This window comes from Agromyces terreus (genome assembly GCF_009749465.1).
Classification (GTDB): domain Bacteria; phylum Actinomycetota; class Actinomycetes; order Actinomycetales; family Microbacteriaceae; genus Agromyces; species Agromyces terreus.
The window spans coordinates 448,616-472,506 of the sequence record NZ_WBIS01000001.1 but is presented as its reverse complement, the minus strand read 5'-3'; the positions used below and the strand labels follow the sequence as shown (position 1 = coordinate 472,506).

27 protein-coding genes and 1 tRNA gene are annotated in these 23,891 nt (G+C 71.5%); 10 read left to right on the top strand and 18 right to left on the bottom strand.

All coding sequences use genetic code 11. The features are described from left to right. Window positions 1-16: 16 nt before the first annotated feature. On the top strand, window positions 17-1,363 hold the full coding sequence (locus tag GQQ92_RS02140) for an MFS transporter (RefSeq protein WP_156997577.1): 1,347 nt from the start codon (window positions 17-19) through the stop codon (window positions 1,361-1,363). Here the strand turns inward: GQQ92_RS02140 and GQQ92_RS02135 are convergent. Genes GQQ92_RS02135 through GQQ92_RS02110 form a run of 7 tightly spaced genes read right to left on the bottom strand, consistent with a single transcriptional unit; the run spans window position 1,332 to window position 5,924 of the window. Continuing rightward, window positions 1,332-1,778, bottom strand: a complete 447-nt coding sequence (locus tag GQQ92_RS02135) for a pilus assembly protein TadG-related protein (protein ID WP_156997576.1) — start codon at window positions 1,776-1,778, stop codon at window positions 1,332-1,334. The genes GQQ92_RS02140 and GQQ92_RS02135 overlap by 32 nt on opposite strands. Further along, window positions 1,775-2,230 (bottom strand): hypothetical protein, encoded by a 456-nt coding sequence (locus GQQ92_RS02130; protein WP_156997575.1) that lies wholly within the window; start codon window positions 2,228-2,230, stop codon window positions 1,775-1,777. The genes GQQ92_RS02135 and GQQ92_RS02130 overlap by 4 nt, the downstream gene beginning before the upstream one ends. A gap of 1 nt (window position 2,231) precedes the next feature. Then, a complete protein-coding gene (locus GQQ92_RS02125) occupies window positions 2,232-2,609 on the bottom strand; it encodes a TadE/TadG family type IV pilus assembly protein (protein ID WP_156997574.1) in 378 nt (125 codons plus the stop codon). Window positions 2,610-2,665: 56 nt separating this feature from the next. Next, window positions 2,666-2,839, bottom strand: coding sequence for a hypothetical protein (locus GQQ92_RS16480; RefSeq protein WP_197738037.1), 174 nt, complete (start codon window positions 2,837-2,839; stop codon window positions 2,666-2,668). A 60-nt stretch (window positions 2,840-2,899) separates the two neighbouring features. After that, a complete protein-coding gene (locus GQQ92_RS02120) occupies window positions 2,900-3,847 on the bottom strand; it encodes a type II secretion system F family protein (protein WP_156997573.1) in 948 nt (315 codons plus the stop codon). Then, a complete protein-coding gene (locus GQQ92_RS02115) occupies window positions 3,835-4,701 on the bottom strand; it encodes a type II secretion system F family protein (RefSeq protein WP_156997572.1) in 867 nt (288 codons plus the stop codon). Before GQQ92_RS02115 ends, GQQ92_RS02120 begins: the two co-directional genes overlap by 13 nt. Beyond that, the gene (locus GQQ92_RS02110) at window positions 4,698-5,924 is read right to left on the bottom strand and encodes a CpaF family protein (RefSeq protein WP_156997571.1); all 1,227 of its coding nucleotides are present in this window, start codon (window positions 5,922-5,924) and stop codon (window positions 4,698-4,700) included. The genes GQQ92_RS02115 and GQQ92_RS02110 overlap by 4 nt, the downstream gene beginning before the upstream one ends. A gap of 172 nt (window positions 5,925-6,096) precedes the next feature. On the opposite strand from GQQ92_RS02110, the gene GQQ92_RS02105 reads away from it, so the two are divergent. Beyond that, window positions 6,097-6,178 (top strand) — tRNA-Leu (locus tag GQQ92_RS02105). Between the two features lie 26 nt (window positions 6,179-6,204). On the opposite strand, the gene GQQ92_RS02100 is transcribed toward GQQ92_RS02105, so the two are convergent. Beyond that, window positions 6,205-6,834 carry a flavin reductase family protein gene (locus GQQ92_RS02100; RefSeq protein WP_197738036.1) on the bottom strand — a complete coding sequence of 210 codons (630 nt, stop codon included), beginning with the start codon at window positions 6,832-6,834 and terminating at the stop codon, window positions 6,205-6,207. 19 nt (window positions 6,835-6,853) lie between these two features. On the opposite strand from GQQ92_RS02100, the gene GQQ92_RS02095 reads away from it, so the two are divergent. Beyond that, window positions 6,854-7,003, top strand: a complete 150-nt coding sequence (locus GQQ92_RS02095; protein ID WP_156997569.1) for a hypothetical protein — start codon at window positions 6,854-6,856, stop codon at window positions 7,001-7,003. A 25-nt stretch (window positions 7,004-7,028) separates the two neighbouring features. Here the strand turns inward: GQQ92_RS02095 and GQQ92_RS02090 are convergent, their stop codons facing one another. Continuing rightward, window positions 7,029-7,889 (bottom strand): LLM class flavin-dependent oxidoreductase, encoded by an 861-nt coding sequence (locus GQQ92_RS02090; RefSeq protein WP_156997568.1) that lies wholly within the window; start codon window positions 7,887-7,889, stop codon window positions 7,029-7,031. A gap of 105 nt (window positions 7,890-7,994) precedes the next feature. Between GQQ92_RS02090 and GQQ92_RS02085 the strand changes: the two genes are divergently transcribed. Both GQQ92_RS02085 and GQQ92_RS02080 read left to right on the top strand, forming a co-directional pair. Beyond that, entirely contained in the window at window positions 7,995-8,648 is a 654-nt protein-coding gene (locus GQQ92_RS02085) for a biliverdin-producing heme oxygenase (protein WP_156997567.1), read from the top strand. A 204-nt stretch (window positions 8,649-8,852) separates the two neighbouring features. Then, the gene (locus GQQ92_RS02080; RefSeq protein ID WP_156998125.1) at window positions 8,853-9,605 is read left to right on the top strand and encodes a DedA family protein; all 753 of its coding nucleotides are present in this window, start codon (window positions 8,853-8,855) and stop codon (window positions 9,603-9,605) included. A gap of 19 nt (window positions 9,606-9,624) precedes the next feature. Here the strand turns inward: GQQ92_RS02080 and GQQ92_RS02075 are convergent, their stop codons facing one another. From GQQ92_RS02075 to murI, 4 genes are all read right to left on the bottom strand, one after another. Beyond that, complete coding sequence (locus GQQ92_RS02075) at window positions 9,625-10,554, bottom strand: cation diffusion facilitator family transporter (RefSeq protein WP_156997566.1); 930 nt, start codon at window positions 10,552-10,554, stop codon at window positions 9,625-9,627. An 82-nt stretch (window positions 10,555-10,636) separates the two neighbouring features. Next, a complete protein-coding gene (gene rdgB, locus GQQ92_RS02070; RefSeq protein WP_156997565.1) occupies window positions 10,637-11,266 on the bottom strand; it encodes an RdgB/HAM1 family non-canonical purine NTP pyrophosphatase in 630 nt (209 codons plus the stop codon). Further along, window positions 11,263-12,024 carry a ribonuclease PH gene (gene rph / locus GQQ92_RS02065; protein WP_156997564.1) on the bottom strand — a complete coding sequence of 254 codons (762 nt, stop codon included), beginning with the start codon at window positions 12,022-12,024 and terminating at the stop codon, window positions 11,263-11,265. Before rph ends, rdgB begins: the two co-directional genes overlap by 4 nt. Beyond that, window positions 12,021-12,881: a glutamate racemase gene (gene murI, locus GQQ92_RS02060; protein WP_156997563.1), complete on the bottom strand. Its 861-nt coding sequence runs from the start codon at window positions 12,879-12,881 to the stop codon at window positions 12,021-12,023. Before murI ends, rph begins: the two co-directional genes overlap by 4 nt. Window positions 12,882-12,941: 60 nt before the next feature. On the opposite strand from murI, the gene GQQ92_RS02055 reads away from it, so the two are divergent. After that, on the top strand, window positions 12,942-14,261 hold the full coding sequence (locus GQQ92_RS02055) for a nicotinate phosphoribosyltransferase (RefSeq protein WP_156997562.1): 1,320 nt from the start codon (window positions 12,942-12,944) through the stop codon (window positions 14,259-14,261). A gap of 57 nt (window positions 14,262-14,318) precedes the next feature. Here the strand turns inward: GQQ92_RS02055 and GQQ92_RS02050 are convergent, their stop codons facing one another. Genes GQQ92_RS02050 through GQQ92_RS16710 form a run of 3 tightly spaced genes read right to left on the bottom strand, consistent with a single transcriptional unit; the run spans window position 14,319 to window position 18,108 of the window. Continuing rightward, complete coding sequence (locus tag GQQ92_RS02050; protein WP_156997561.1) at window positions 14,319-14,606, bottom strand: DUF3039 domain-containing protein; 288 nt, start codon at window positions 14,604-14,606, stop codon at window positions 14,319-14,321. A gap of 44 nt (window positions 14,607-14,650) precedes the next feature. Next, window positions 14,651-16,225 (bottom strand): hypothetical protein, encoded by a 1,575-nt coding sequence (locus GQQ92_RS02045; RefSeq protein WP_156997560.1) that lies wholly within the window; start codon window positions 16,223-16,225, stop codon window positions 14,651-14,653. Beyond that, window positions 16,201-18,108 carry an ABC transporter ATP-binding protein gene (locus tag GQQ92_RS16710; RefSeq protein ID WP_232057435.1) on the bottom strand — a complete coding sequence of 636 codons (1,908 nt, stop codon included), beginning with the start codon at window positions 18,106-18,108 and terminating at the stop codon, window positions 16,201-16,203. The genes GQQ92_RS02045 and GQQ92_RS16710 overlap by 25 nt, the downstream gene beginning before the upstream one ends. Before the next feature lie 326 nt (window positions 18,109-18,434). Here GQQ92_RS16710 and GQQ92_RS02035 point away from each other — a divergent pair, with 326 nt between their 5' ends. Continuing rightward, window positions 18,435-19,127 (top strand): phosphocholine cytidylyltransferase family protein, encoded by a 693-nt coding sequence (locus tag GQQ92_RS02035; protein ID WP_156997559.1) that lies wholly within the window; start codon window positions 18,435-18,437, stop codon window positions 19,125-19,127. A gap of 98 nt (window positions 19,128-19,225) precedes the next feature. On the opposite strand, the gene GQQ92_RS02030 is transcribed toward GQQ92_RS02035, so the two are convergent. Then, the gene (locus tag GQQ92_RS02030; protein ID WP_197738034.1) at window positions 19,226-19,774 is read right to left on the bottom strand and encodes an ECF transporter S component; all 549 of its coding nucleotides are present in this window, start codon (window positions 19,772-19,774) and stop codon (window positions 19,226-19,228) included. 76 nt (window positions 19,775-19,850) lie between these two features. On the opposite strand from GQQ92_RS02030, the gene GQQ92_RS02025 reads away from it, so the two are divergent. The 3 genes from GQQ92_RS02025 (at window position 19,851) to GQQ92_RS16470 (ending at window position 22,499) form a co-directional block, all read left to right on the top strand. Further along, window positions 19,851-20,663 (top strand): ABC transporter permease, encoded by an 813-nt coding sequence (locus GQQ92_RS02025; protein ID WP_156998123.1) that lies wholly within the window; start codon window positions 19,851-19,853, stop codon window positions 20,661-20,663. Further along, a complete protein-coding gene (locus GQQ92_RS02020; protein WP_156997557.1) occupies window positions 20,663-21,436 on the top strand; it encodes an ABC transporter ATP-binding protein in 774 nt (257 codons plus the stop codon). Before GQQ92_RS02025 ends, GQQ92_RS02020 begins: the two co-directional genes overlap by 1 nt. A 73-nt stretch (window positions 21,437-21,509) precedes the next feature. Further along, a complete protein-coding gene (locus GQQ92_RS16470) occupies window positions 21,510-22,499 on the top strand; it encodes a hypothetical protein (RefSeq protein WP_197738033.1) in 990 nt (329 codons plus the stop codon). A gap of 75 nt (window positions 22,500-22,574) precedes the next feature. On the opposite strand, the gene GQQ92_RS02010 is transcribed toward GQQ92_RS16470, so the two are convergent. Further along, a complete protein-coding gene (locus GQQ92_RS02010) occupies window positions 22,575-23,876 on the bottom strand; it encodes a CDP-glycerol glycerophosphotransferase family protein (protein WP_156997556.1) in 1,302 nt (433 codons plus the stop codon). Window positions 23,877-23,891 lie beyond the last annotated feature (15 nt).

The window sequence follows — 23,891 nt, the reverse complement described above, 5'->3', positions numbered from 1 at the left end:
TGTAGCGTCGAAGGCGATGACCGTCACCACGCCCTCGTTCAGCTGGCGTTCGATCGTCCTCCCGGCCTACCTGCCGACGCTGCTCTTCTCGATCGGCGAGGGCGCGATCATCCCGGTCATCCCGGTCGTGGCGACCGAGCGCGGCGCCTCGATCGCGCTTGCCGGGCTGATCGCCGCGATGATCATGGTCGGCGAACTCCTCGGCGACCTGCCGGCGGGCTGGCTCGTCGCCCGCATCGGCGAGCGTGCGTCCATGATCGGCGCGTCGGCGCTGGCCGCGATCGGCGTGCTCGTCGCCCTGCTCTCCCCCACGCTGCCCGCGCTCGGCATCGGGATCCTCCTCGTCGGGCTCGCGACGGCGGTGTTCGGCCTCGCGCGGCATGCGTTCCTGACGAGCTATGTCCCCGAGCGGGTGCGGGCTCGCGCGCTCTCGACCCTCGCGGGCGTGTTCCGCGGGGGCTGGGCCGTGGGCCCGTTCATCGCAGCGGCGCTGCTCGCCACGACGGGGGCGAGCGAGAACGTCTTCTGGGTGCTCGTCGCGGCCTGCCTCGTGGTCGTCGTCGTGCTGCTCGTGCTTCCCGATCCCGAGCGCGTGTTCGGCTCCGCCAGGCAGACGCGGGCAGAAGCGTCGGATGCCGCGGCCGCGTCCCGTGCTCCCGGCGGCGCCGAGGCGACCGAGAGTCCCGGTCGCCGCGAGGCCGATGCGGCGTCGCACGGCGTCTTCCGTGCGATCGCGACGCATCGTGCGGTGCTCGCGCGCATCGGCACGGGGGTCGGGCTGCTCGCGGCGTTGCGCGCGAGCCGCATGGTGATCCTGCCGCTGTGGGCGGTCTCGATCGGCATGGCTCCCGAGGCGGCGGCTCTCGTGATCGGCGTGTCGGCGACGATCGACTTCGCGCTCTTCTACGTCAGCGGGCAGGTCATGGACCGGTTCGGGCGTCTGTGGAGCGCGATCCCGGGCCTGCTCGGCTTGGGCGTCGGGCATCTGGTGCTCGCGTTCACGCGTGATTCCCCGGCCGCCGGGGTGTGGTTCACGGTGATCGCGCTGCTGTTCGGCGTCGCGAACGGGCTGTCGAGCGGCGTGATCCTCACGCTCGGGGCCGATCTGGCGCCGAAGGCGAACCCGGCGCCGTTCCTGGGTGCGTTCCGCACCATCGCGGATGCCGGTCAGGCCGGCGCTCCGCTCGCGATCGCGGCGCTCATCTCGGCGTCGTCGATCATGGTCGCGAGCGCGACGATGGGTGTGCTCGGCTTCGTCGGCGCGGCGATCCTGTGGCGCTACGTGCCCCGGTACGTGCCGCACGCCGGTGCGCGGCCGCCTGGGAAGCCGGTCAGTGGAAAACCGAGCGCGCCGTCGCCGTGACCTCGATGGGCACGCTGAGCGGCAGCAGGTCGGTCGAGATCGGCGAGTGCCATTCGCCGCGCAGGGTGACCGTGGAGCTTCGTCCGTCGTGCGAGACGGCGGTGACGAGTTCGACGCCGTCGGCGCCGGCCGCGTCGCCGAGGTACGTCGCGGCGGCCTGCCGAACCGCGTCTGATCGGAGCTCGAGGTCGAGGGTGTCGTCTCGGAGGGAGACGGCATCGAGATTCCAGGCCTCGGCCCCGGCGAGCGCTGCGGCGTCGGCGAGCGTGAAGAGGCGTTTGCGCTCGAGATAGAGCGAGGATGCGGCGACGACGACGAACACGATAAGAATCGCGAGGACCGACAGGAAGATGGCGATGAGCAGGGTCGAGCCCTCTTCGTCGGCGGCGGAGCGGCCACCCCCGCGCCGCCTCATCGGGCCACCGCGAATCGCGACACCTGGGCTGTCGCCGTCGCCTCGACCGGAACGCTCGTGAGCGTCGCACCGAACATCTCGGGCGCGAGCGGGAGCGGGATGCGTGCCCGCACCGAGACCTCGACGCGTTCGCCGGCCTGATCGCAGGTCGCCGTCTCGCAGTCGATGGTGACGGCGGCGGAACTCGCGTCGACGCCGTAGTCGTCGAGGATGATGCGGACCGCCGATTCGATCGAGCCCGGACCCGCCGAGGAGGCGCCGCCGGCCGACAGGCGGGCGGCGTGCCGCGCAGCGCCCTCGACCGCGAATGCTCCCGCCTGGATCGCCGACATGCTCAGGATCAGGTAGACGATCGGCACGAACAGGAGCAGACCGACCGTGAGGAACTCGAGGGAGGCCGAGCCCGCCTCGTCTGCCGCCGCTCGCAGGCCGTCTCGCGCGGTTCGGCGCACCTCAACCCACGGATTCGAGCGGCGCATGCCCCTCGACCTCCAGTCCGTTCGCGACGCCGATGAGGCCGATGACCGGGAGCGTGGCCCGCACCGTGATCTCGACGCCGGGGACGCCGCCGATCGAGGCGGTCGCGCCGGTGACGTCTTCGGCGTACGTCGACGAGATCGCCGCGGCGATGAGGTCGCGTGTGCGCTCGGCGCCCTCGGCGGGCGACGCTCCGGCGAGCGCGGCGAAGCGAGCCCCCTCTGCGGCCGCGTCGAGCAGGGTGTTGCGCACGTGCAGTGCGAGCGCGAGCTGCACGACGGCGAGCGCGAGCACGACCAGGAGCACGCCGACGAGGGTGAACTCGGCGATCGCCGAGCCGCGTTCATCGCGCATGGGACCGGCCAGCCCCCGGAACCTCCCGCGCACGCCCGCCGGGCCGGGCCTGGCAGTCAGATTCCGCTGACCCGATCGATCGCCTGCTGGAAGACGCCCTCGAGCGCCGGACCTGCGAGACCCCAGATCAACAGCACCAGCCCGGCGGTCATGAGCGTGATGAGCACCCAACCGGGCACGTCTCCACGCTCCTCGTCGAGGCGGGCGAAGGTTGCGAGCAGGGAGCGCATGGTGAGTCCTTTCAGCGGCGATCGACGAGCGCCGCGGGGTATCGGGATGGATGAGGTGCATCAGAAGCCCGTCTGCAGCACGAGGTAGCCGGGAAGCAGGGCGAAGGCGATGGTGATGGGGAGGATGAGGAACACGAGCGGCACGAGCATCGCGATCTCTTTGCGTCCGGCGAGCTCGATGATGGTGCGCTTGGCCTGTTCGCGGGCGTCACCGGCCTGGGCGGCGAGCACCGACGCGAGCGGGGCTCCGCGGTCGAGGGCGCCGAGCACCTGGTCGAGGGCACGGGAGAGCGCGGCGTGATCGAGGTCGTCACGGAGTTCGCTGATCGCCGTCGTCATCGGCACACCGGCACCGACGGCCGCGACCACCGCCGCGAACTCGCGCGAGAGCTCGCCGGAGCCGGTGCGGGCGACCCTTCGGATCGCGTCGAGCATGCTCTCTCCGGCGGTCAGGCTCAGGGTCAGGAACTCGAGCACGGTCGGCAGTTCGTCGGTGATGCGCGCCAGTCGTTGCCGCGCCCGACGCTGCAGGACCCATTCGCGGGCCAGCACTCCGCCGACGGCCGCGAGGAGCGGAGTCGCCACGCGGACGGAGGCGGGCAGCATGGCGAGACCGGGCGCCCAGAGCGCGAGGCCCGTCGCGACGGCGAAGGACGTCGCGCCCCACGCGAGCTGCTCGGCCCGGAAACGCTCGACGCCGATCGACTCGCCGGCCTGTCGAAGTCGACGGGCGATCACGTCGCCGCCGCCCAGCCAGTTCGCCACGAGCCCACGGATCCGTCGCTCGAACGGACCGAAGACGACGCCGAACACCGGGCCGGGATCGGCGGGACGACGCGCGAGCATGGCTCGCGCCTCGTCGGAGACGTCGGCGACGTAGGGCGCGACGCGTTCGGCCAATCGCGGCCGCCCGATGCGCGGGATCGCGCTCACCACGAGCCAGGCACCGACGCCGAACACGACACCGATGAGCAGGGCGACCGCGGCGGTCGCGTTCAGCGGAACCATCGCCGCTCCTCGGGGAGACGACCGAGCGCGGTCATGGACAGGTATGCGACGACCGTGACGATGACGCCGACGACGATGAGCACGGCACCGGCCGGCGAACTGTAGGCGACGAGCGTCTCGGGCCGCGACGAGAGCACGACGAGCAGCGCCCACGGCGCGGCCACGCCGAGCCGCGCGGCATTGCGGATCCAGGACTGCCGCGCGACCACCTCGGCGCGCAGCGCCGCGTCTTCGCGGAGGTAGCCGGCGAGACTGCGGAGAACGGCGGTCAGCTCAGTTCCGCCGACCTCGCGGGCCATGCGGAGCGTCTCGAGGATGCGGTCGCTCACGGGATCGGCGAGCGTCGCCTTCAGCGCGTCGAGACAGCGGCCGAAGTTGCCGGTGCGCTGGTACTCGGCGTCGAACTTCGCGAACGCCGGCCGGGTCGACGCCGGACCGAGCGAGCCGAGCGAGCCGACGCTCTCGGGAAGCGGCATGCCGGAGCGGACGGAAGCCACGAGGTGGTCGACCACGTCGGGCCATACGGATCGGTTCGTCGCCCGCCGCCGGTCTGCGCGCGCCTTGATCGCGAGCGGCGCGGCAGCCGCCCCGAGCAGGGCGGCGACGACGGTGATGGTGGGGACCTGCATGACGGCATGCGCGATCGCGCCGAGCGCGACCGAGATCACGACGCACACGATCAGGATGACGGGAAGCGGCACGTCGGCGAGCCCGGCGAGCGAAAGGTCGTCACGCAGCCGCCTGCCGATCGCCGACGGGCGTCGCTCGACGGCTCCGGCGTTCGCGGGCCACAGGATCGGTGCGACGACGAGGAGCAGGCCGACGCCGAGGAGCGCCCCCACGACGAGGCTCATGCGCTCACCCCGCCGACCGCACGCCCGGGTTCGGCGACGACGAACTTCTCTGCGCGTCGAGGTCGGAGGCCGGTCGGCCGGAGCTCGCCGTCGACGGTCGTGAACAGCGGATCGGCCTCGACGGCGCCGAGCGAGGTCTCGCCCGTCGGCGCGACGATCTCGACGACCCGGCGTCGGCCACGCGCATCGATGCCGAGATGGACCACGAGGTCGATGCACCCGGCCACGGTCGGCACGACGAAGGAGGCGTCGATGTTGCGGCCCGCGAGGAGGGGAAGCGTGCAGAGCTTCGTGAGCGCGTCACGCGCCGAGTTGGCGTGGATCGTGCACATGCCGGGCAGGCCCGAGTTGAGGGCGATGAGCAGATCGAGGCTCTCTGCTTCGCGCACCTCGCCGACGATGAGGCGGTCGGGCCGCATGCGCAGCGACTCCTTGATGAGACGCCGTAGCGAGATCTCGCCGGTGCCTTCGAGACTCGGTTGCCGGCACTGCAGCGAGACGAGGTCGCGCACATCGAGATCGAGTTCGAACGTCTCCTCGATCGTGATGACGCGTTCGTCGACGCGAGCCGCCGACATGAGGGCGTTCAGCATCGTGGTCTTGCCCGTGTGGGTCGCCCCGGAGACGAGCGTGTTCGCACCGGCGACGACGCTCGCGCGAAGGAAGTCGGCGGCCTCGGCGGTGAGCGAGCCGAGGCCGACGAGCGCCTCGAGCGTTCGGATGCGCCGCTGGAACTTGCGGATGTTCACCGCCCAGTGGGCGCGGGCGACATCGGGGATCGCGACGTGGAGGCGCGAACCGTCGGGAAGCGACGCGTCGACGAACGGCGAGCTCAGGTCGACACGTCGGCCGCTGTGCTGGAGCATGCGCTCGACGAGCTCGCGCACTTCGCGATCGCCGAGCACGACCGTCGTGAGTTCGGCGACGCCGTTGCGCGCGATGAAGACGCGGGTGGGGCCGTTGATCCAGATCTCTTCGACGCCCGGGTCGTCGAAGTAGGGTTGCAGCGGCCCGTAGCCCGTGATGGCCGCCTCGACCTCTCGCACGGTGGCGAGCTCGTCGATGGGCTGCGAATGCGTGCCCGCCAGTGCGCGCTCGCTGTAGCGCCGCACCTCTTCGCGCGTGAATCGTGCCGCCGCGGTGCCGTCGCGCGTGAGGTCGACGCCCTCGCGCAGCACGCGGGTGCGCACGCGGTCGGTGATGGTGCGCACGGCGTCGGTCATGCCCACCATCTTGGATGACCCCTGCACGGGAGCCGCGGAGTTATCCACAGACCTCGCGCGGCGGCATCCCCTCACGGCATGCCCGACCGCTCAACCCGGGTCGGCCCGGCCCCGCCCGGCCCGCTCCGCCGCCCGTGCGTCGCCCGCCCGCGCCTAGACTGAACGGGCACTCGCGGGAGTGGTGAAATCGGCAGACACGCAGGATTTAGGTTCCTGTGCCTTCGGGCGTGAGGGTTCAAGTCCCTCCTTCCGCACTCGTTCGACGTCGCCGCGGCCCCGGTCAGTCGAGCACGGGCGGATGCCGCGCCGTCGGGCTCGAGGCCAGCCAGCCGACCTCGGCACCGCGTTCGAAGAAGTGGCGAAAAGCGTAGACGATCGGATTCCACAGGGTCGGGTCGATGTGCTCCCCCGTCGGGTCGAGGATCGCCGGATCGGCGTGCACGCGCAGCACCTCGGCCTCGACCATGAGGTAGCTGCCGTCGAGTCCGGGCGTGGTGCGTCGCACGCGCGCCTCGAACTGCAACCGGCACTCGAGCACTCTCGGCGGCACCACGAGCTCCGACGGCTGGGGCGTCAGACCCGCCGCGGCGAACTTGTCGCGTTCGAACCGGTAGCGGCGCCGCTTGCCCTCGGGCACGGGGTCGCGCCCGGTGAGGCTCGACAGCCGCACGAGCGAACGCCACAGGTCGCCCGACGGGAAGTTGACCGTGATGTCGGGCCGTTCGCGCAGGTTGGCCGCCGTCTGCCCGTCGACCTCGATGCCGAGCACGAGCATGCGGCCGAGCGCCCAGTACGACGAGGCCGGCGCGAGGTTCGGCGTCCCGTCGGGGTTGCCGGTCGCGATCAGGTAGGCGGGCGTGCCGACGTAGAGCACGCTCGGCTCGACGACGACGTGGCGTTCGGAGGTCACCAGCTGAGACTATTGGGGCGTGTCTGACGCCCCGTCGAATGTGACGCCGCCCGACGGCGGCGACGCCGTGTGCTGGCTCTCGCGGGTCTGCGACGAGTGCGGCGCCCTCGTCGAAGGCGTCGGCTCGACCCCCTGCTGGCGGTGCGGCACCGTGCTCGCGCGCGACTGACGCCGAGGAGGCGTCGAGGCGCGGCTCAGACCGACGGCGGGCCGGCCTCGAGGCGTGCCCGTGCTCGCTCCTCGATCTGCGCGGCGGGCACGCTCCAGTCGGACTCGAGCCACCAGGTGACGCCCGCCTCGGCCCATGGCCGGACGGTGTCGGCCGCGGCCGCGGCATCCGTGCTGCTCGTCGTGCCCTCTTGGGTGATGGCATACGGGCGGTCGGCGATGCCCGCCGCCTCGCGCTCGCGTCGGATCCAGGCGATGGCCTCGGCCGCGACCTCGGGGGTGTACCCGGATGCCTCGGGCGTGATCTCGACGCCGGGCGGCGCGTAGTTCGGGATCCACCCGTCGGCGAGCGCGGCACGCCGCATCGACTTCGGCCGGGGCCACACGCCGACGACCCAGGTGGGGATGCCCGGCCGCTGCACGGTGGGCGGAGGGAGCATGCGGTCGGTCTTCGCCGCGCGGTAGTGGGCGCCGTCGTAGGAGAACGGCTCGCCGCGCCAGAGGTGCCCGAGCAGGTCGAGCGACTCGTCGAGCCGTTCGGCGCGCTCGCGGCGGCCGGGATCGGACTCGAAGAGCCAGAACCGCGGCTCGACGGCCTCGGGAACGCCGAGCCCCGCCGAGAGGACGACCCGACCGCCCGAGAGTCGGTCGACCGTCATCGTCTGGCCTGCGAGCTCCCACGGCCGGCGGCGGGGAACGGGCGTGAGCATGGTGCCGAGCCGGATGGCCGTCGTCGTCACGGCGGCGGCCGCGAGGGTCGCCCACGGATCGGTCGCCCAGATGCCCTCCCACACGAAGAAGCCGTGCCAGCCGTGCCGCTCGGCGAGCGCGGCGAGGTCGACCGCAACCACGGGATCGTCACCGGTGTAGATGAACCCGAACTCCATGCGGGTGACGCTACCCGCGACGTCCGACATCTCGTGACACGCGAGCAGGCGGCGGCTACGCTGTAAGGTAAGCCTTACCTCCGAACCCGATGAAGGATCCGCCCGATGACCATCGCACCCCCCGCCGAGACCGCATCGGCCACCGAACCGCTCGACGTCGCTGCCCTCGTGCGCGCCGCGACCGCCGAAGACCACCGCAACGCCGAGACGCGCGGGTTCATCACCAGGCTCATGGGCGGCGAGCTCTCCCTCGACGACTACACGCGCTACCTCGCGCAGTTCGCCTGGGTCTACGAGGCGCTCGAGGCGCGCGGGAGCCGCGAGGGCGATCCCGAGGTCTTCGACCCGACGCTCGCACGCCTCGACGCGATCGAGGCCGACCTCGCCGCCCTCGGCGCCGCAGACTGGCGCGAGACCCACCCGCCGCTGCCGGCGACGACGGCCTACGTCGCGCATCTGCACGAGGTCTCCGACGACGACGTGCGCTACCTCGCGCACCACTACACGCGCTACCTCGGCGACCTCTCGGGCGGCCAGGCGATCGCCGCGCTCGTCGGCCGGCACTACGGCGCGACCCCCGAGCAGCTCAGCTTCTACGACTTCGACCTCGGCGACGAGGGGCCGGTGCGCTACAAGCGCCGCTACCGCGAGGCCATGAACGCCCTCGCGCTGCAGCCCGGTCAGGTCGACGTGCTCATCGACGAGGCCAAGGCCTCCTTCCGCTTGAACGGGGCGATCTTCGAGGCCCTCGCGGCCTGACGCCGAGCCCGTCCGGGGCTGCGCGAAGACGCGGCGCCGGGGCATCCGTTCGCCGAGCGGATGCCCCGGCGCCGCGTCTCATCCTCCGGGATGATTTCAGGGTTCTCCCCCAGTCGGCAGGCGGATCGGGCCGGTAGACTTCAGCGACACCACGCCGCCGGCGACCTGGCATCCGCCGTGTCCGACGACAGGAGCACGTTCCCCGTGATCAACACCGCACTCATCCCATGGCTCGATCCCGAGACCATCATCGGCGGCGCCGGGCCGTGGGCGCTGCTGGTCGTGTGCGCGATCGTCTTCGCCGAGACCGGGCTCCTCGTCGGGTTCCTCCTCCCGGGCGACACGCTGCTCGTCATCTCGGGCCTGCTCACCCACACGTCGCTCGTGTTCGGCGTCGACATCTGGTGGGTGTGCCTGGCCATCGGATTCGCGGCCTTCCTCGGCGGCGAGGTCGGCTACCTCATCGGCCACAAGGCGGGCCCGGCGGTCTTCGAACGCAAGGAGTCCGGCGTCTTCAGCGTCAAGAACGTCGAGCGCACGAACGCCTTCTTCGAGCGCTTCGGCGCCCTCGCCATCATCCTCGCCCGCTTCGTGCCCGTCGTGCGCACCTTCGCCCCGGTCGCCGCGGGCGTCGGCCACATGAACTACCGCAAGTACACGCTGTACAACCTGATCGGCGCGCTCATCTGGGGTGCGGGGCTCACCTACTTCGGCTTCCTCCTCGGCTACATCCCGCCCGTCGCCGACTTCGTCAAGGAGTACATCGACCTCATCCTGCTCGCCGCGGTCGGCGGCACGGCGCTCATCACGCTGTGGCACTACCTCCGCGAGCGGTCGAAGGCCCGCAAGGCCGAGTCCGCGGGCGAAGACGTCATCACCGACGAAGACGAGGCCGAGCACCTCGTGCTCGATGCCGATGTCTTCGAGCGCGGGCCCGAAGACCACCGCGAGCGCTGAATCGAGCGGATGCCGCGAGCTAGCGGTGCGAGCCCTGTTCCTGCTCCGCACGGCCGGCCGGTTCGAGCTGGAATGTCGAGTGCTCGACGTCGAAGTGCTCGCTGAGGCATCCGCCGAGTGCGTCGAGCAGGGCTCCGGTGCGTCCTGAGGCGAACACGTCGGGCTCGACCTCGACGTGGGCCGAGAACACCGGCTGGCCCGAGGTGATCTGCCAGACGTGCACGTCGTGCACCGCCACCACGCCGGGCGTGCCGAGCAGGTGCTCGCGGATCTCGGCGACATCGGTGTCGGCCGGGGCCGATTCGAAGAGCACGTGCACGACGTCGCGCAGCAGCGAGATGGCGCGCGGCACGATGAGCACCGCGATGCCGATCGAGGCGATGGGGTCGGCCGCGTCGAACCCGGTGAGCACGATCACGACCGCGGCGGCGATGACGAGCACCGAGCCGATGAGGTCGCCGAGCACCTCCAGGTAGGCGCCGCGCAGGTTGATCGAGTCCTTCGCGCCGCCGCGCAGCACGAGCATCGCGGCGATGTTCGCGACGAGCCCGGCGATGCCGACGAGCAGCATGCCCCCGCCCGCGACCTCGTGCGCCTCGCCCGAACCCCCCTCGACGAGGCGCGTGATCGCCGAGACCGCGACCGTGACCGCGACCACGGTGAGGATCACCCCGTTGACGAGCGCCCCGAGCACCTCGGCCCGCCGGTACCCGTAGGTCTGGCGGTCGGTCGCGGGTCTGGACGCGACGAACGCCGCGACGAGCGCCACGACGAGTCCGATGAGGTCGCTCGACATGTGGCCGGCGTCGGCGAGCAGCGCCAGCGAGCCGGTGAGCACGGCCCCGACGACCTGCACCACCAGGAACGCGCCGATGATCGCGATCGCGATCCAGAGCCTGGTGCGATTCGCCGCGCCGTGCGCATGGGAGTGATCGTGCGAATGAGCCATCACGTCCAGCGTAGGCGCGGATGCCGCGTCGTGCCGGTGATGGGAATGAGTCGCGTTCTCAGCGACGCCGGGCTGGACGGAATCAGGAGGTCGGCTCGCCGATGAGTGCGGCCACCCGCTCGAGCTCGGGCAACAGCTCGACGAACGCGAGGGCGCGATGGCTCATCGCGTTCTTCTCCTCGGGCAGCAGTTCGGCCGCCGTGCGTTCGAGGCCGTCGGGCTCGAAGACGGGGTCGTAGCCGAATCCGTGGGAGCCGCGCGGCTCATAGGTGATCTCGCCGCGCCAACGCCCCTCGGCGACGAACTCGGAGCCGCCCGCGATGAGCGGATCCGGCACGACGAGCGCGATCGTGCACCGGAACTCGGCCCCGCGATTCGGTCGGGCGATGTCGCTCAGCTGATCGAGGAGGAGTCGCCGGTTCGCCTCGTCGCCGGCCCGGTGCCCCGCCCAGCGCGCCGAGAGGATGCCGGGGGCTTCGCCCAGCACGTCGACCACGATGCCCGAGTCGTCGGCGAGGGCGACGCGCCCGGTGTGCGCCGCCGCCGTGCGCGCCTTGATGAGGGCGTTGGCGGCGAACGTCACGCCGTCTTCGACGGGCTCGGGCCCGTCGTACGAGACGACGACGGCCTGCGGCATCCGCTCGCCGATGATGCGCTGGAACTCGGCGACCTTGTGCGCGTTGTGGGTCGCGAGCACGAACTCGAGGCTCATGCGCGGGAGAGCGACTCGGCGAGCACGGCCTGCTGGATCTCGGTCAGCGACGCGGTGCCGGCGAGCGCGAGGTCGAGCAGCGCGTCGAGCTCGCGGCGGTCGAACGGCGCGCCCTCGGCGGTGCCCTGCACCTCGACGAAGAGCCCGCGACCCGTCGCGACGACGTTCATGTCGGTCTCGGCGCGCACGTCCTCGACGTACGCGAGGTCGAGCATGGGCGTGCCGTCGATGATGCCGACCGACACGGCCGAGACGGTGTCGATGAGCGGCGTCGCCTTCTGGCCGATGAACTTCTTGCCGCGCGCCCACTCGATCGCGTCGGCCATGGCGACGTACGCGCCGGTGATCGCCGCGGTGCGCGTGCCGCCGTCGGCCTGGAGCACGTCGCAGTCGATCTGGATCGTGTTCTCGCCGAGCCCCTTCATGTCGACCACGGCGCGCAGGCTCCGGCCGATGAGGCGGCTGATCTCGTGCGTGCGGCCGCCGATGCGGCCCTTCACGGCCTCGCGGTCGTTGCGCGTGTTCGTGGCGCGCGGCAGCATGGCGTACTCGGCGGTGACCCAGCCCTTGCCCTTGCCGGCCAGCCATCGCGGGACGCCGTTCGTGAAGCTCGCCGTGCAGAGCACCTTCGTGCGGCCGAACGAGATCAGCGCGCTGCCCTCGGCGTGCTCGCTCCAGCCGCGCTCGATGCGCACCTCGCGCAGGTCGTCGGGGGCGCGGCCGTCGGCGCGGACGATGGGGGCGGATGCCTCGGTCATGCGTTCTCCTGTCGAAGTCGGCCGCGCTCGATGACGGCGCGGTCGGGGATGGTCACGGCACCCGTGTGCACGAGCTCGACGCTCGGGATCTCGGGGGCGATGAGTCGGTGGGCGAGGTCGAGGAACGCGCTCGTGGAGCCGCCCGTCGCCTCGTAGCGGTAGGTGGGCGGTGTCGCGGCGCGGCGCTCCATGCCGGTGCTCACCAGCACGCGGTAGACGTCGTTGGCGGTCTCGACGTCGCTCGACACGAGCGACACCCGCTCGCCCATGACGTACGAGATCGCACCCTTCAGGAACGGGTAGTGCGTGCAACCGAGCACCAGGGTGTCGACGTCGGCCGTGCGGAGCGGCGCGAGGTACTCCTCGGCGACGGCGAGCAGTTCGTCGCCGCTCGTGACGCCCGCCTCGACGAACTCGACGAACCGCGGGCAGGCGACCGTGTGCAGGTCGAGGTGGGGCGCGGCCGCGAACGCGTCGTCGTAGGCGCGCGACGAGATCGTGCCGGCCGTGCCGATGACCCCGACCCGGCCGTTGCGGGTCGTCGCCACGGCACGGCGCACGGCCGGCTGAATCACCTCGACCACCGGCACCTCGTAGCGTTCGCGCGCGTCGCGCAGCATGGCGGAGGATGCCGTGTTGCAGGCGATGACGAGCATCTTCACGCCCTGCGCGACGAGGTCGTCGAGGACCGCGAGCGCGTAGCCGCGGACGTCGGCGATGCGCTTCGGGCCGTACGGCGAGTGCTCGAGGTCGCCGATGTAGAGGATCGACTCGTTGGGCAGCTGGTCTTTCACGGCTCGGGCCACCGTGAGCCCGCCGACGCCGGAGTCGAAGATCCCGATCGGTGCATCCGTCACAACTGACCAGCTTAGGCGAGGGCGGCGTGACCACGCCCACCGGGCAAGTAGGCTGACCGGGTGACCGGGTCAGCTGCGTTGTTCACCGATCGATACGAGCTCACCATGGTGGATGCCGCGCTCCGCGACGGCACCGCGCATCGGGAGAGCCTCTTCGAGGCCTTCGCGCGCCGCCTGCCCGACGGTCGCCGCTACGGCGTCGTCGCGGGCACGGGCCGCCTGCTCGAGTTGATCGATCGCTTCCGCTTCGAGGACCCCGAGCTCGACTGGCTGCGCGAGCACGAGGTCGTGCGGCCCGAGACGCTCGACTGGCTCGCCGACTACCGTTTCAGCGGCGACATCCACGGCTACCGCGAGGGCGAGGTCTACTTCCCCGGGTCCCCGCTGCTCAGCATCGAGGCGAGTTTCGCCGAGGCCGTCGTGCTCGAGACGCTCGTGCTCTCGACCCTCAACTTCGACTCGTCCGTCGCGAGCGCCGCGGCCCGCATGGCGTCGGTCGCGCTCGGCAGGCCGATCGCCGAGATGGGGTCGCGGCGCACCAACGAGCGTTCGGCCGTCGCCGCCGCGCGTGCCGCGTACATCGGCGGCTTCGACGCGACCTCGAACCTCGAGGCGGGCCGCACCTGGGGCATCCCGACCATGGGCACCGCCGCGCACGCGTTCACCCTGCTGCACGACTCGGAAGAGGATGCCTTCCGGGCGCAGGTCGCGGCATTCGGCCCGAAGACCACGCTCCTCGTCGACACCTACGACATCCGCGAGGGCGTCGAGCTCGCGGTGCGCGTGGCCGGGCCCGAGCTCGGCGCGGTCCGCATCGACTCCGGCGACCTGCCCACCGTGGTCGCCGCGGTGCGCGAACAGCTCGACGACCTCGGTGCGGTGCACACGAAGATCACCGTCACGAGCGACCTCGACGAGTTCACCATCGCCGGCCTCTCGGGGGCACCGGTGGATTCCTACGGCGTGGGCACCTCGGTCGTCACCGGATCGGGCGCGCCCGCCGCGGGCATGGTCTACAAGCTGGTCGCCCGCCGCGACGACGCGGGCGAGTGGGTCGCGGTCGCGAAGGCCTCGACGGCGAAGGCGAGCGTCGGGGGGCGCAAGAACGCGGCTCGACGGCTCGATTCCACGCGAACCGCGCGCGAAGAGCTCGTCTTCGTCGGAGACGGGCCCGGCGGTGCGGCCGAGTTCGAACCGGGCTCGCGTCTGCGCGCGCTCATGGTGCCGCTCATGCGCGACGGCGTCGCGGATGCCGCCCACCTGGGCACCGCCGGCACCGCGGCCGCGCGGGCGCATCGCGCGGAGGCGATGCAGGAACTGCCGATCGAGGCGTTCCGTCTGGGCCGCGGCGAGGCCGCGATCCCGACCAGCTACCGGTGAGGCACAGCCTGGCGGCCGTCCGGTGACGCGTCTGCCGAGGCCGGAGCCGAGTCGGGCTCAGCCCTTCTTCATGCGCTCGTAGATCTCTTTGCAGGTCGGGCACACCGGGAACTTCTCGGGGTCGCGGCCCGGGGTCCACTTCTTGCCGCAGAGCGCCTTGACCGGCTTGCCGGTCATCGCGGACTCGAGGATCTTCTCCTTCTTCACGTAGTGCGAGAAGCGCTCGTGATCGCCAGGCTCGATCGCCTCGTCTTGCAGGAGCTTCTCGAGCTCGCGGTCGAGGACCGAGGTGCCGCCGCCCGTGGAGTCGGGGTCGGCGATGCTGGCGGAGACGGGCGCGATCATGACCCGATTCTACGTGCTCCGGGCGCAGGCCCGGCCGTGCCCGATCAGGCGCGCAGCGCCGAACCGAGGATCTCGGGCCCACGCCGATCGAAGATGCGCCCGCCCGCGAGGATGCCGACGACGAGCACCAGCAGGCCGGCACCGGTGCCCGCCATGAACGAGAGCGCGTGCCAACGGACGTCGTCGGTGAGCCCGAGGTAGGCGAACCAGACCGCGGGGGCGGCGACGAGCGCCGAGCCGAGCATGGTGAGCGACTGCACGAGCGCCGAAACGGTCCCGGTCGACTGCGGCTGTTGGAACGGCGAGTCCCCCGGCTTGACCGCGGGATACGGGAGCCAGGCCGAGCCGATCGATCCGATGCCGAGCCCGCCGAGCAGCAGCGCGGTGCTCACGCCGATGAGCGAGGGCAGCACGGTGTCGTCGTCGAGGGCCAGGAGCGTGACCGCCGACCCGACGCCGATCACGAGGACGCCGCCGACGAGCACGGGCACGAGACGGCCGAGCCGGTCGGCGGAACCCCGCACGCCGGAGACGATGTGCAGCCAGACGGCGGTGCTGTCGTAGGCGGTGTCGTTGTGCAGGGTCCAGCCGAGCAGCAGGCACACCAGCGGGACGGGGATGAGCGCGGTCACCCCGATGGGGAACCCGGCGAGCGTCAGCGGCACGAGCACCAGCAGCGGCACCAGCGGGAGCATCACGAGCGAGACCCAGTACCGTGCGTCGCGACCCCAGTACGTGAAGCTGCGCGCGGCCACGGCTCCGGCCGGCGTGTGCGGCATGCGGTCGAACCAGCCGAGCCCGCGGTACTGTCTGGCGGACGCCTCCCGACCCGGGGTGACGAGCATGCGCGAGACGAGCGCGCGCCATGCGAGCCACAGCACCCAGAGGCTCGCACCGGCGATCAGCAGTTTCAGGACGGCGGGGCCCCACAGGCCGGAGGCCGCGTCACCGGGCACGGCGAACGCGGCGCCGAGCGGCGTCCAGCCGAGCAGTCCGGCGATGCCCTCGAGCACCAGCAGGCCGTTCTCGGCCCAGTCGATGCTCAGCAGCACCACGATCACAGGCGACAGGGCCACCACGACGACGAGGCCGAGGACCCCGCCGATCTCCTTCGCACGCCGCGTGGACAGCAGCAGGGACGCGATCGAGGTCGCCACCCGGCTGAAGAGCAGGCACGTGGCGAAGGCGAGCGCGGCGCCGACGATCGCGAGCAGCGTCTCGCCGATGCCGCGCGACCACGTCACGACCGTGCCGAGCAGCACGATGCCGAGCGCCGTCGCCGGGATGCCGATCGCGGCGGACAGCGCGAGGCCCAGGGCGAGCGTGCGGTCGGGGATCCCGAAGAGGGCGAAGCGCCGCGGGTCCATCGTGTCGTCGATGCCGAAGAGGAGCGGGAACACGATGAATCCGAGCATCGTCGCACTGCCGGCGACGATGAGCACGTCGCGGATGACCGCGACCTCCTCGACGGTGCGAAGGCCCACGAGCGCGGCGAACAGCAGCGCCGCGAGGCCCAGCCCGTAGACGAGTCCCAGCGAGACGCCCACGACCTGCCATGGGCTGCGCTGGAAGATGTTGCCGAGCAGGCGCAGTTTCAGTCGGAGAAACTGTGCAACCATTCCATGCCTTCCGCTGCCGAGCGCCCGCCGGCGAGTTCGACGAATCGATCTTCGAGGGTCTGTCCGGCGCGGACCTCGTCGAGCGTTCCGGATGCCAGCACCCGGCCGCCCACGATGATGGCCGCCGAGTCGCACACCCGCTCGATGAGGTCCATGCCGTGGCTGGAGAGCACGACCGTGCCGCCGCCGCCGACGTACCGCTCGAGGATGTCCGTCAGGTTCGCGGCCGAGACCGGGTCGACCGACTCGAACGGTTCGTCGAGCACGAGCAGCCGGGGCGCGTGGATCATGGCGCAGGCGAGCGCGATCTTCTTCGTCATGCCCGCCGAGTAGTCGGCGACGAGCCGGTCGACGGCGTCGTCGAGTCCGAAGGCCGCGATGAGGTCGGCGCTGCGCTCGCGGACGGTGCGGTTGTCGAGCCCGCGCAGCGTTCCCGAATAGGAGAGGAGCTGGGCGCCGGTGAGCCGGTCGAAGAGCCGGAGCCGGTCGGGCAGCACGCCCGTGGCGCGCTTGGCCGCCTGCGGGTCGGCCCACGCGTCGACGTCGTTGATGCGCACGGTGCCCGCGTCGGGTCGCAGCAGGCCGGTGACCATCGACAGCGTCGTGGTCTTGCCCGCGCCGTTCGGTCCGACGATGCCGTAGAAGGAGCCTGCCCGCACGTCGAGCGAGATGTGGTCGACCGCCGTGTTGCCGCCGAACTGCTTGACGAGTCCGTCGACCGCGAGCACGCGCGGGGCGTCGGCGGGCGGCGCGGCCCTGGCGACGCGGAGCGTGCGCTTCTTGCGCGGCGAGGACTTCTTCACGCTCGACTTCGACGTCGCCGCGATCACGGCGACCGCGACGTCGTGCGATCGGTCGGCCTCTGCCTCCCGGACCGCATCCGCCGTGGGAGCGGCTGCGACCGCGGCCCGGTCTTCGGCTGCGGGCTCGGGTCGGGCCTCGGCCTCGGGTGCGGCGTCGGCGTCGGCCGCCGACGCGGCCTCCGCCGCGAGCGCGACCTCGGGCACGACGACGACGGGCTCGGGCTCGGGCTCGGGCTCCGGCTCCGGCTCCGGCTCCGCCGCGATCACGGGTTCGGAGGCGACCTCGACCTGCGGGGCGGCATCCGCCTCGGGTGCGGCCTCGGCCGTCGGTGAACCCGTCGAGGCCGCAGCATCCGCCCCGGCCGTCGCCGCTGCAGCGGTCGCCGCTGCACCCGAACGCGAGGAGAACCGGGACTTCTTCGCCTCGGGCGCCACGGTGCGCTCGGTCGTCGTCTCGTCGACGGCATCGACCGCGCCGGCATCGGCCACCGCCGGGGGCACGGTCTCGACGACAGGCGCGGGGGGCGCCGGGGGCGCGGGAGCCGCAACGGGCTTGCGCGCCGGCCGCTCGGCCGCCGTGGTCTCGGTGGCCGTCGAGGCCGCGACGCGCTGCGTCTGCCGCTTCTTCGCGGCGTCGGACGCCGCGCGGCTGCGCGCGCTCGGCGCATCGGTCTTGACGGTCGCGCGCGTCGAACGCGCGGATCTCGCCGAGGTGCTGCGCGCGGATGCCGCACCCGCCGACGCCTCGCGGGATGCCGCGGTGCGCTTGGAGACCTGCTCGGGCTCGGGGCTCTGCGCGGCGTCGCCGGTCGGCTTGTCGGAAGCGGTGCCGGAGGTGCGCTTCGCGGGCGCGCGCTTGACCGGCGGCTTCTTCGCGGGGGCGCGCTTCGCGGGGGGCTTCGCCGCGGACGCGCCGGCGGGGGCATCCGCGTCGGAGCCGTCGGATGCGGCATCGGGCGCCGGGGCGGCGGCCGTCTTCTTCGCGGCCGGACGGCGTGCGGCGGGGCGCTTGGCCGGCGTCGACGCACCGGAGCCGCCCCCGCCGGGGCGCGCGCCGGTCGCTCCCCCCTCGGCAGACACCCCCGTGCCCGTGCCTTCGGGAGTTTCGTCGTCGTGTTCTGAGCGCGAAACGGAAGTCACCCAGACAACCTACCAACCTCAGTGCTCGCGGCGCGCCCGAGAGCGGCTCGGCGCGCCCTCGGCCGCTGTGCATTCCCTGTGCACCGCATCACGATCCGACTACGACCGAGAACTCGTTCAGCGCGATCCACCCCCCGCCCGCTACGCTGGAGATCGGCATAACGGTGTGTCTTCAACAGATCTTCCGGATGAACCGCACGTAAATTCTCGTCACGAGCCACGCTCGATCGGGGTTTCGCGGAGTCCGAACCATCGAAGGAGAAGCAATGACCACCCAGATCGTGATTCTGGCGGCCGGCATGGGGAGCCGGCTCGGGCGATCCCTCCCCAAGCCGCTCACCGAGCTCAGCGACGGCCGCACCATCATGCGCCAGCAGTTCGACAACATCGAGCACGCGTTCGGTTCCGCCGCCAACGTGACCATCGTCGTGGGCTACAAGCTCGAGCACATCATCGAGGCGTTCCCGCAGGCATCCTTCGTCTACAACGAGGAGTACGACCAGACGAACACGTCGAAGTCCCTCATGCGCGCGCTGCAGGCCTCGCAGTCGGGCGGCGTGCTCTGGATGAACGGCGACGTCGTCTTCGACCCGCGCATCCTCGACCGCGCCCTGCCGTTCATCGCACGCGACCAGTCGTTCGTCACGGTGAACCACGCCAAGGTCTCCGACGAAGAGGTCAAGTACACGATCAGCGCCGAGGGCTACGTCAAGGAGCTGTCGAAGACCGTCAAGGGCGGGCTGGGCGAGGCCGTCGGCATCAACTACATCTCGAGCCGCGACAAGGCGGCGTTCCTGGCGCACCTGCGACGCGTGGGCGACCAGGACTACTTCGAGCGCGGCCTCGAGCTCGCGATCGAGAAGAACGGGCTGCTCGTCGAGCCGATGGACATCTCCGACCTGTACGCCGTCGAGATCGACTTCGCCGAAGACCTCGAGCGGGCCAACCACTTCGTGTGATCACGAGGCGCTGCGTCGCAGCACCACAGCAGTGAAGAGCGGATGCCACGCGGCATCCGCTCTTCGCATGTCTGCGGCGACCCGGCGCGGTCGAGGGCTCAGGGCGCGTCGGCGCCGGCCTGCGCGACGCCCGCGCGGGCGAGCCTCGCCGCGATGACCCGGCCGATCCAGGTGAACAGCACGGGGCTCAGCACCCAGAGCGGCAGGGCGATCGCCCACGCCCACACCGTGTAGTGCTCGGCCCCCAACGCGAAGAAGACGCCGACGGCGAGCACGAGGCCCGAGAACACCGCGGCGATGTAGAACATCCACGGCTGCCACCGGCGGTACGCCGTGATGAGGAACGGCAGTTCGACGAGCGCGCCGACGAGCAGGCCGGTGCCGACGAAGCGCCCGATCCACCAGGGCGCGAAGACCGCGCCCACGAGTCCGGCGATGACGCCGGCGAGCACCGCGGTGCCCGGGCGCTTCAACAGGGCGAGCGCCACGATGCTCGGGAGGAAGTGCGCGCCCACGGTGATGCCGTAGAACAACGGCCCGAACGCCGCGAAGGCCGCGGCGAGGTAGCCGGACGCGCCTGCGACGAGCCCGCCGCCGACGCCGATGGCCGCGCAGCTCAGCAGGACCCGGGTGGTTGTTCGCCGCACGGCGCTCCTCTCAAACGGCGCCTCGAGCGGCGCCGCTACAAACCTACCGCCGCGCGGCATCTACGATGAGATCGTGATGAGCACCGCCTCGGTCGCCTACGGCGACGCCCACCCGCTGCAGCGCACCAGGTGGTCGCGCTACCGGCATTCCCTCTGGCTGCTCACGACGCGCGACCTCAAGGTGCGCTACTCGACCTCGGCGCTCGGCTACGTGTGGTCGGTGCTCGACCCGCTCGTGATGGCCGGCATCTACTGGTTCGTCTTCACGCAGGTGTTCGACCGCCCGGTCGGCGCCCAGCCCTACATCGTGTTCCTGCTCTCGGCGCTGCTGCCGTGGATGTGGTTCAACGGCGCGGTCTCCGACTCGACCAGGGCGTTCCTGAAGGACGCGAAGCTCGTGCGCTCGACCATGATCCCCCGCACCATCTGGGTCAATCGCATCGTGCTCTCGAAGGGCATCGAGTTCCTGCTCGCGCTGCCGGTGCTCGCGCTGTTCGCGATCGTGTTCCCGGTGTCGGTCGGCTGGGAGCTCGCGCTCTTCCCGCTCGCCATCGTGCTGCAGGCGGTGCTGACCGCCGGCGTCTGCCTCATCGTGGCGCCGCTCGTCGTCTTCTTCCGCGACCTCGAGCGCGCGGTCAAACTCGCGCTGCGGTTCCTCTTCTACGCCTCGCCGATCATCTACGGCGTCGCCGACCTGCCGAGCGAGCTACACGTGTGGGCCGCGTTCAACCCGCTGTCGGGCATCTTCGGCCTGTACCGCTCGGCGTTCTTCGCGCAGGAGCTCGACTGGTTCGACGTCGGCATCGCGGCGCTGATGTCGGCGGCGATCCTCACGGTCGGGCTGCTCGTGTTCCGCAACAGCCAGCGCCAGGTGCTGAAGGAGATCTGATGACGGATGCCACGGCCGCCGCGCCCGAGATCACCGCCCCCTATGCGATTCGCACCGACGGACTCGGCATCCGCTTCCGCCGCAACCGACGCGGCCGCCGCTCGTTCAAGGACCTGCTGTCGGGGCGACGGCGCCGCACCCGGCCCGACGAGTTCTGGGCGCTGCGCGACGTGTCGATCACGGTGCGCCCCGGCGAGGCGATCGGCGTCGTCGGGCGCAACGGGCAGGGCAAGTCGACGTTGCTGAAGCTCGTCGCCGGCGTGATGATCGCCGACGAGGGCACCGTCGAGGTCACCGGCGGCGTCGCGCCGCTCATCGAGATCACCGGCGGCTTCGTCGACGACCTGACCGTGCGCGACAACGTCTACCTCACGGCGGGCCTGCACGGCATGACGAATCCGCAGATCGATGCGAAGTTCGACGAGATCGTCGAGTTCTCGGGCGTCGGCGCGTTCCTCGACACCCCGTACAAGCACCTGTCGAGCGGCATGAAGGTGCGCATCGCCTTCGCGGTCATCTCGCAGCTCGAGGAGCCGATCCTGCTCGTCGACGAGGTGCTGGCGGTCGGCGACAAGGCGTTCCGCGAGAAGTGCTACAAGCGCATCGAGGAGCTCCTCGCGGGCGGGCGCACGATGTTCTTCGTGTCGCACAACGAGCGCGACCTGCGCCGGTTCTGCACGCGCGGCCTCTACCTCGACAAGGGCGCCCTGCAGCTGGACGCCCCCATCGACGAGGTGCTCGACCGCTACAACGCCGATCACGGCACGGCGTAGCACGCTTCCCCGGCGCTGTCCACGGGTGCGCCCGCGGAGGGACTCCCCCAGCACCGTCCCGTATCATCGCCGCATGCCCGAGCGCGTGCACAAGATCACCTCGATGGACGGCTCCGCGCCGAACGAGGCGCCGCCCGCGCCGGGGCGCCCCGATGAAGCGGCGCCGGCCGGCGGGTCGGGGCTCGATCGCGGCATCGACGCCGTGCTCTCCATCCAGCGTCCGATCGTCGTTGCGCACATCCGCAGCATCCGTCGTCGGGTTCCGGATGCCTCGACCGAACGTCTCGTGCGCATCCTCGAACGGCGCTACCTCGCCGCCGTGACGACGGGCGGCGCCGCCGTCGGCGCGACCGCCGTGATCCCGGGCATCGGCACCGGCATGACGCTGGCCCTGTCGGGCATCGAGACCGCGGGCTTCCTGGAGGCGACGGCGCTCTTCGCGCAGTCGGTCGCCGAGGTGCACGGCATCGCCATCGACAACCCCGATCGCGCCAGGGCGCTCGTGATGACGCTCATGCTCGGCCGCGAGGGCGTCGACCTCGTGCGACAGTTCGCCGGGCAGGCGAGCGGCGGCGGCATCGCCCGCGAGGCGTACTGGGGCGAGCTCATCACGAACGGGCTCCCCCGTGCGCTCGTCGGGCCGGTCGCCGACCGCCTTCGCTCGTCCTTCATCAAGCAGTTCGCCGTCAAGGGCGGGGCCGGCATCGTCGGCAAGGCCCTCCCGTTCGGCATCGGCGCCGCCATCGGCGGAACGGGCAACCACCTGCTCGGCCGCAAGGTGCTGCAGCAGTCGCGTCTGGCGTTCGGCCAGCCCCCCGTGCTGCTGCCCGCGGAGCTCGAGCCCGGCGATTCGCCGACGCTGCTGAACGCGACCGCTGCGCGGCTCACGCGGGCGGGCGCGGCGGTCGGATCCGTCGCGGTGTCGACGAGCCGCGGCCTGCGCGGTGCGGCGTCGCGGCTCGGCCGGCGCGACCGGCAGCTCGAGGCAACCGCGGATGTCGCGACGGCCGATGCCGAATGGTCGGCGCCCGACGGGCCTCCGTCCGGCGTCGACGAACGCTGAGATCGCCTCGTCAACGGTGTCGCACGGGCCACGTCCACCGCGCAGCACCGCCGCGCCGGGTGTCGTGCCCGGCAGCTAGGCGGTCGTCTCGAGATCGTCCTCTTCGCGCTCGGCCTCGACGTCGTGCTCGTCGACCTCGCCGTCTTCGGCGTGCAGAGCGGCGAACCGCTCCCATTCGGCCATGAGGTGGTCGACGGCGGCATGGAACCGGTCGGTCGTGACACCGGGCGTCGTGTCGCCGAAGTACCGCTCGACCCAGACGCCGAGCCGTTCGAGCGCCGCCCGGTCGTGGGCGACCTCGTCGACGCGCGCGACGGCTCCCGCCTGATCGGAGGCGTCGAGCCATTCGCACGCCTGCAGGTACCCGGCCGTGTCGATCTGCGCCGCGGGGTTCACCGGGCGGGTGATGAGCAGCGGCTTGCCCGCGGCGAGCCGGTCGTAGACCATGGCCGAGATGTCGACGATCGCGACATCGGCGGCGGCGAGCTGCCAGCCGAGCTTCGGGCCGTCGTCGAAGATGTGCTGCGCGGTCGGATCGGCGGCGTTCGCCGCGGCGAGCGCGGCGATGATCGTCGCGTTCGCGGCACCGTACTCGGGGTCGACGACCCCGGAGCGCGGGTGCGGCCGGTAGATGACGCGGTGCCGCCCGGTGGCGAGCAGGCCCTTCACGAGGTGGACGCCGTGCGTGGCGATCGACCCGTATGCGGCGGCGGCCCGGTCGCCCTCCCATGTCGGTGCGTAGAGCACGACCTCGCGGTCGTCGGGCGTGTACGGCAGGGTCGTGCCGTCGAGGTAGTGGTCGGCCTGCGGGCGCCCGATCGGGATCGCCCGCTTGTCGAAGTCGTAGTCCCAGAGCACCTTCTCGAGGCGCGCCCTGGCGGCGTCGCCGGCGATGAGGGCGTAGTCGTAGGCCTTGAACTGGTTCGTGGTCATGTACATCTTGTCGGACTCGCCGTGATTGATGAACACGTGCCAGCGCCGCCCGTAGCGCATCATCTGGAAGTTCTTCGCGTTCTGGTTCACGTAGAAGATGACGTGCAGGTCTTGCTCGTGCACGACGCGCTCGAGGTCGGCGACCCTCCGCACGTACGCCACGGGCAGCGGCGACTCGTCGAGGAGTTGCAGCGCGGCGCCGGAGGCACGGCTGAGGACGAGCACCGGATGCCGCTCGGCGAGCGTCGCGAGCGGGGCGTACCACTGGCGCATCTGGTACAGGTTGACCTTGCCGTCGGCGAAGTAGACCCCGACGCGGAACCGGTGCGGCTCGAGCGGCGCCTGGTCGGCGAGCTTGTCGACGAGCGCCCGCTGAGCACGCCGCGACCACATGATCTCTTTGGCGAGCTTGACGGCCCGGCGTGCATCTCTTCGCAATCCCACCGTTCAAGGGTAGCG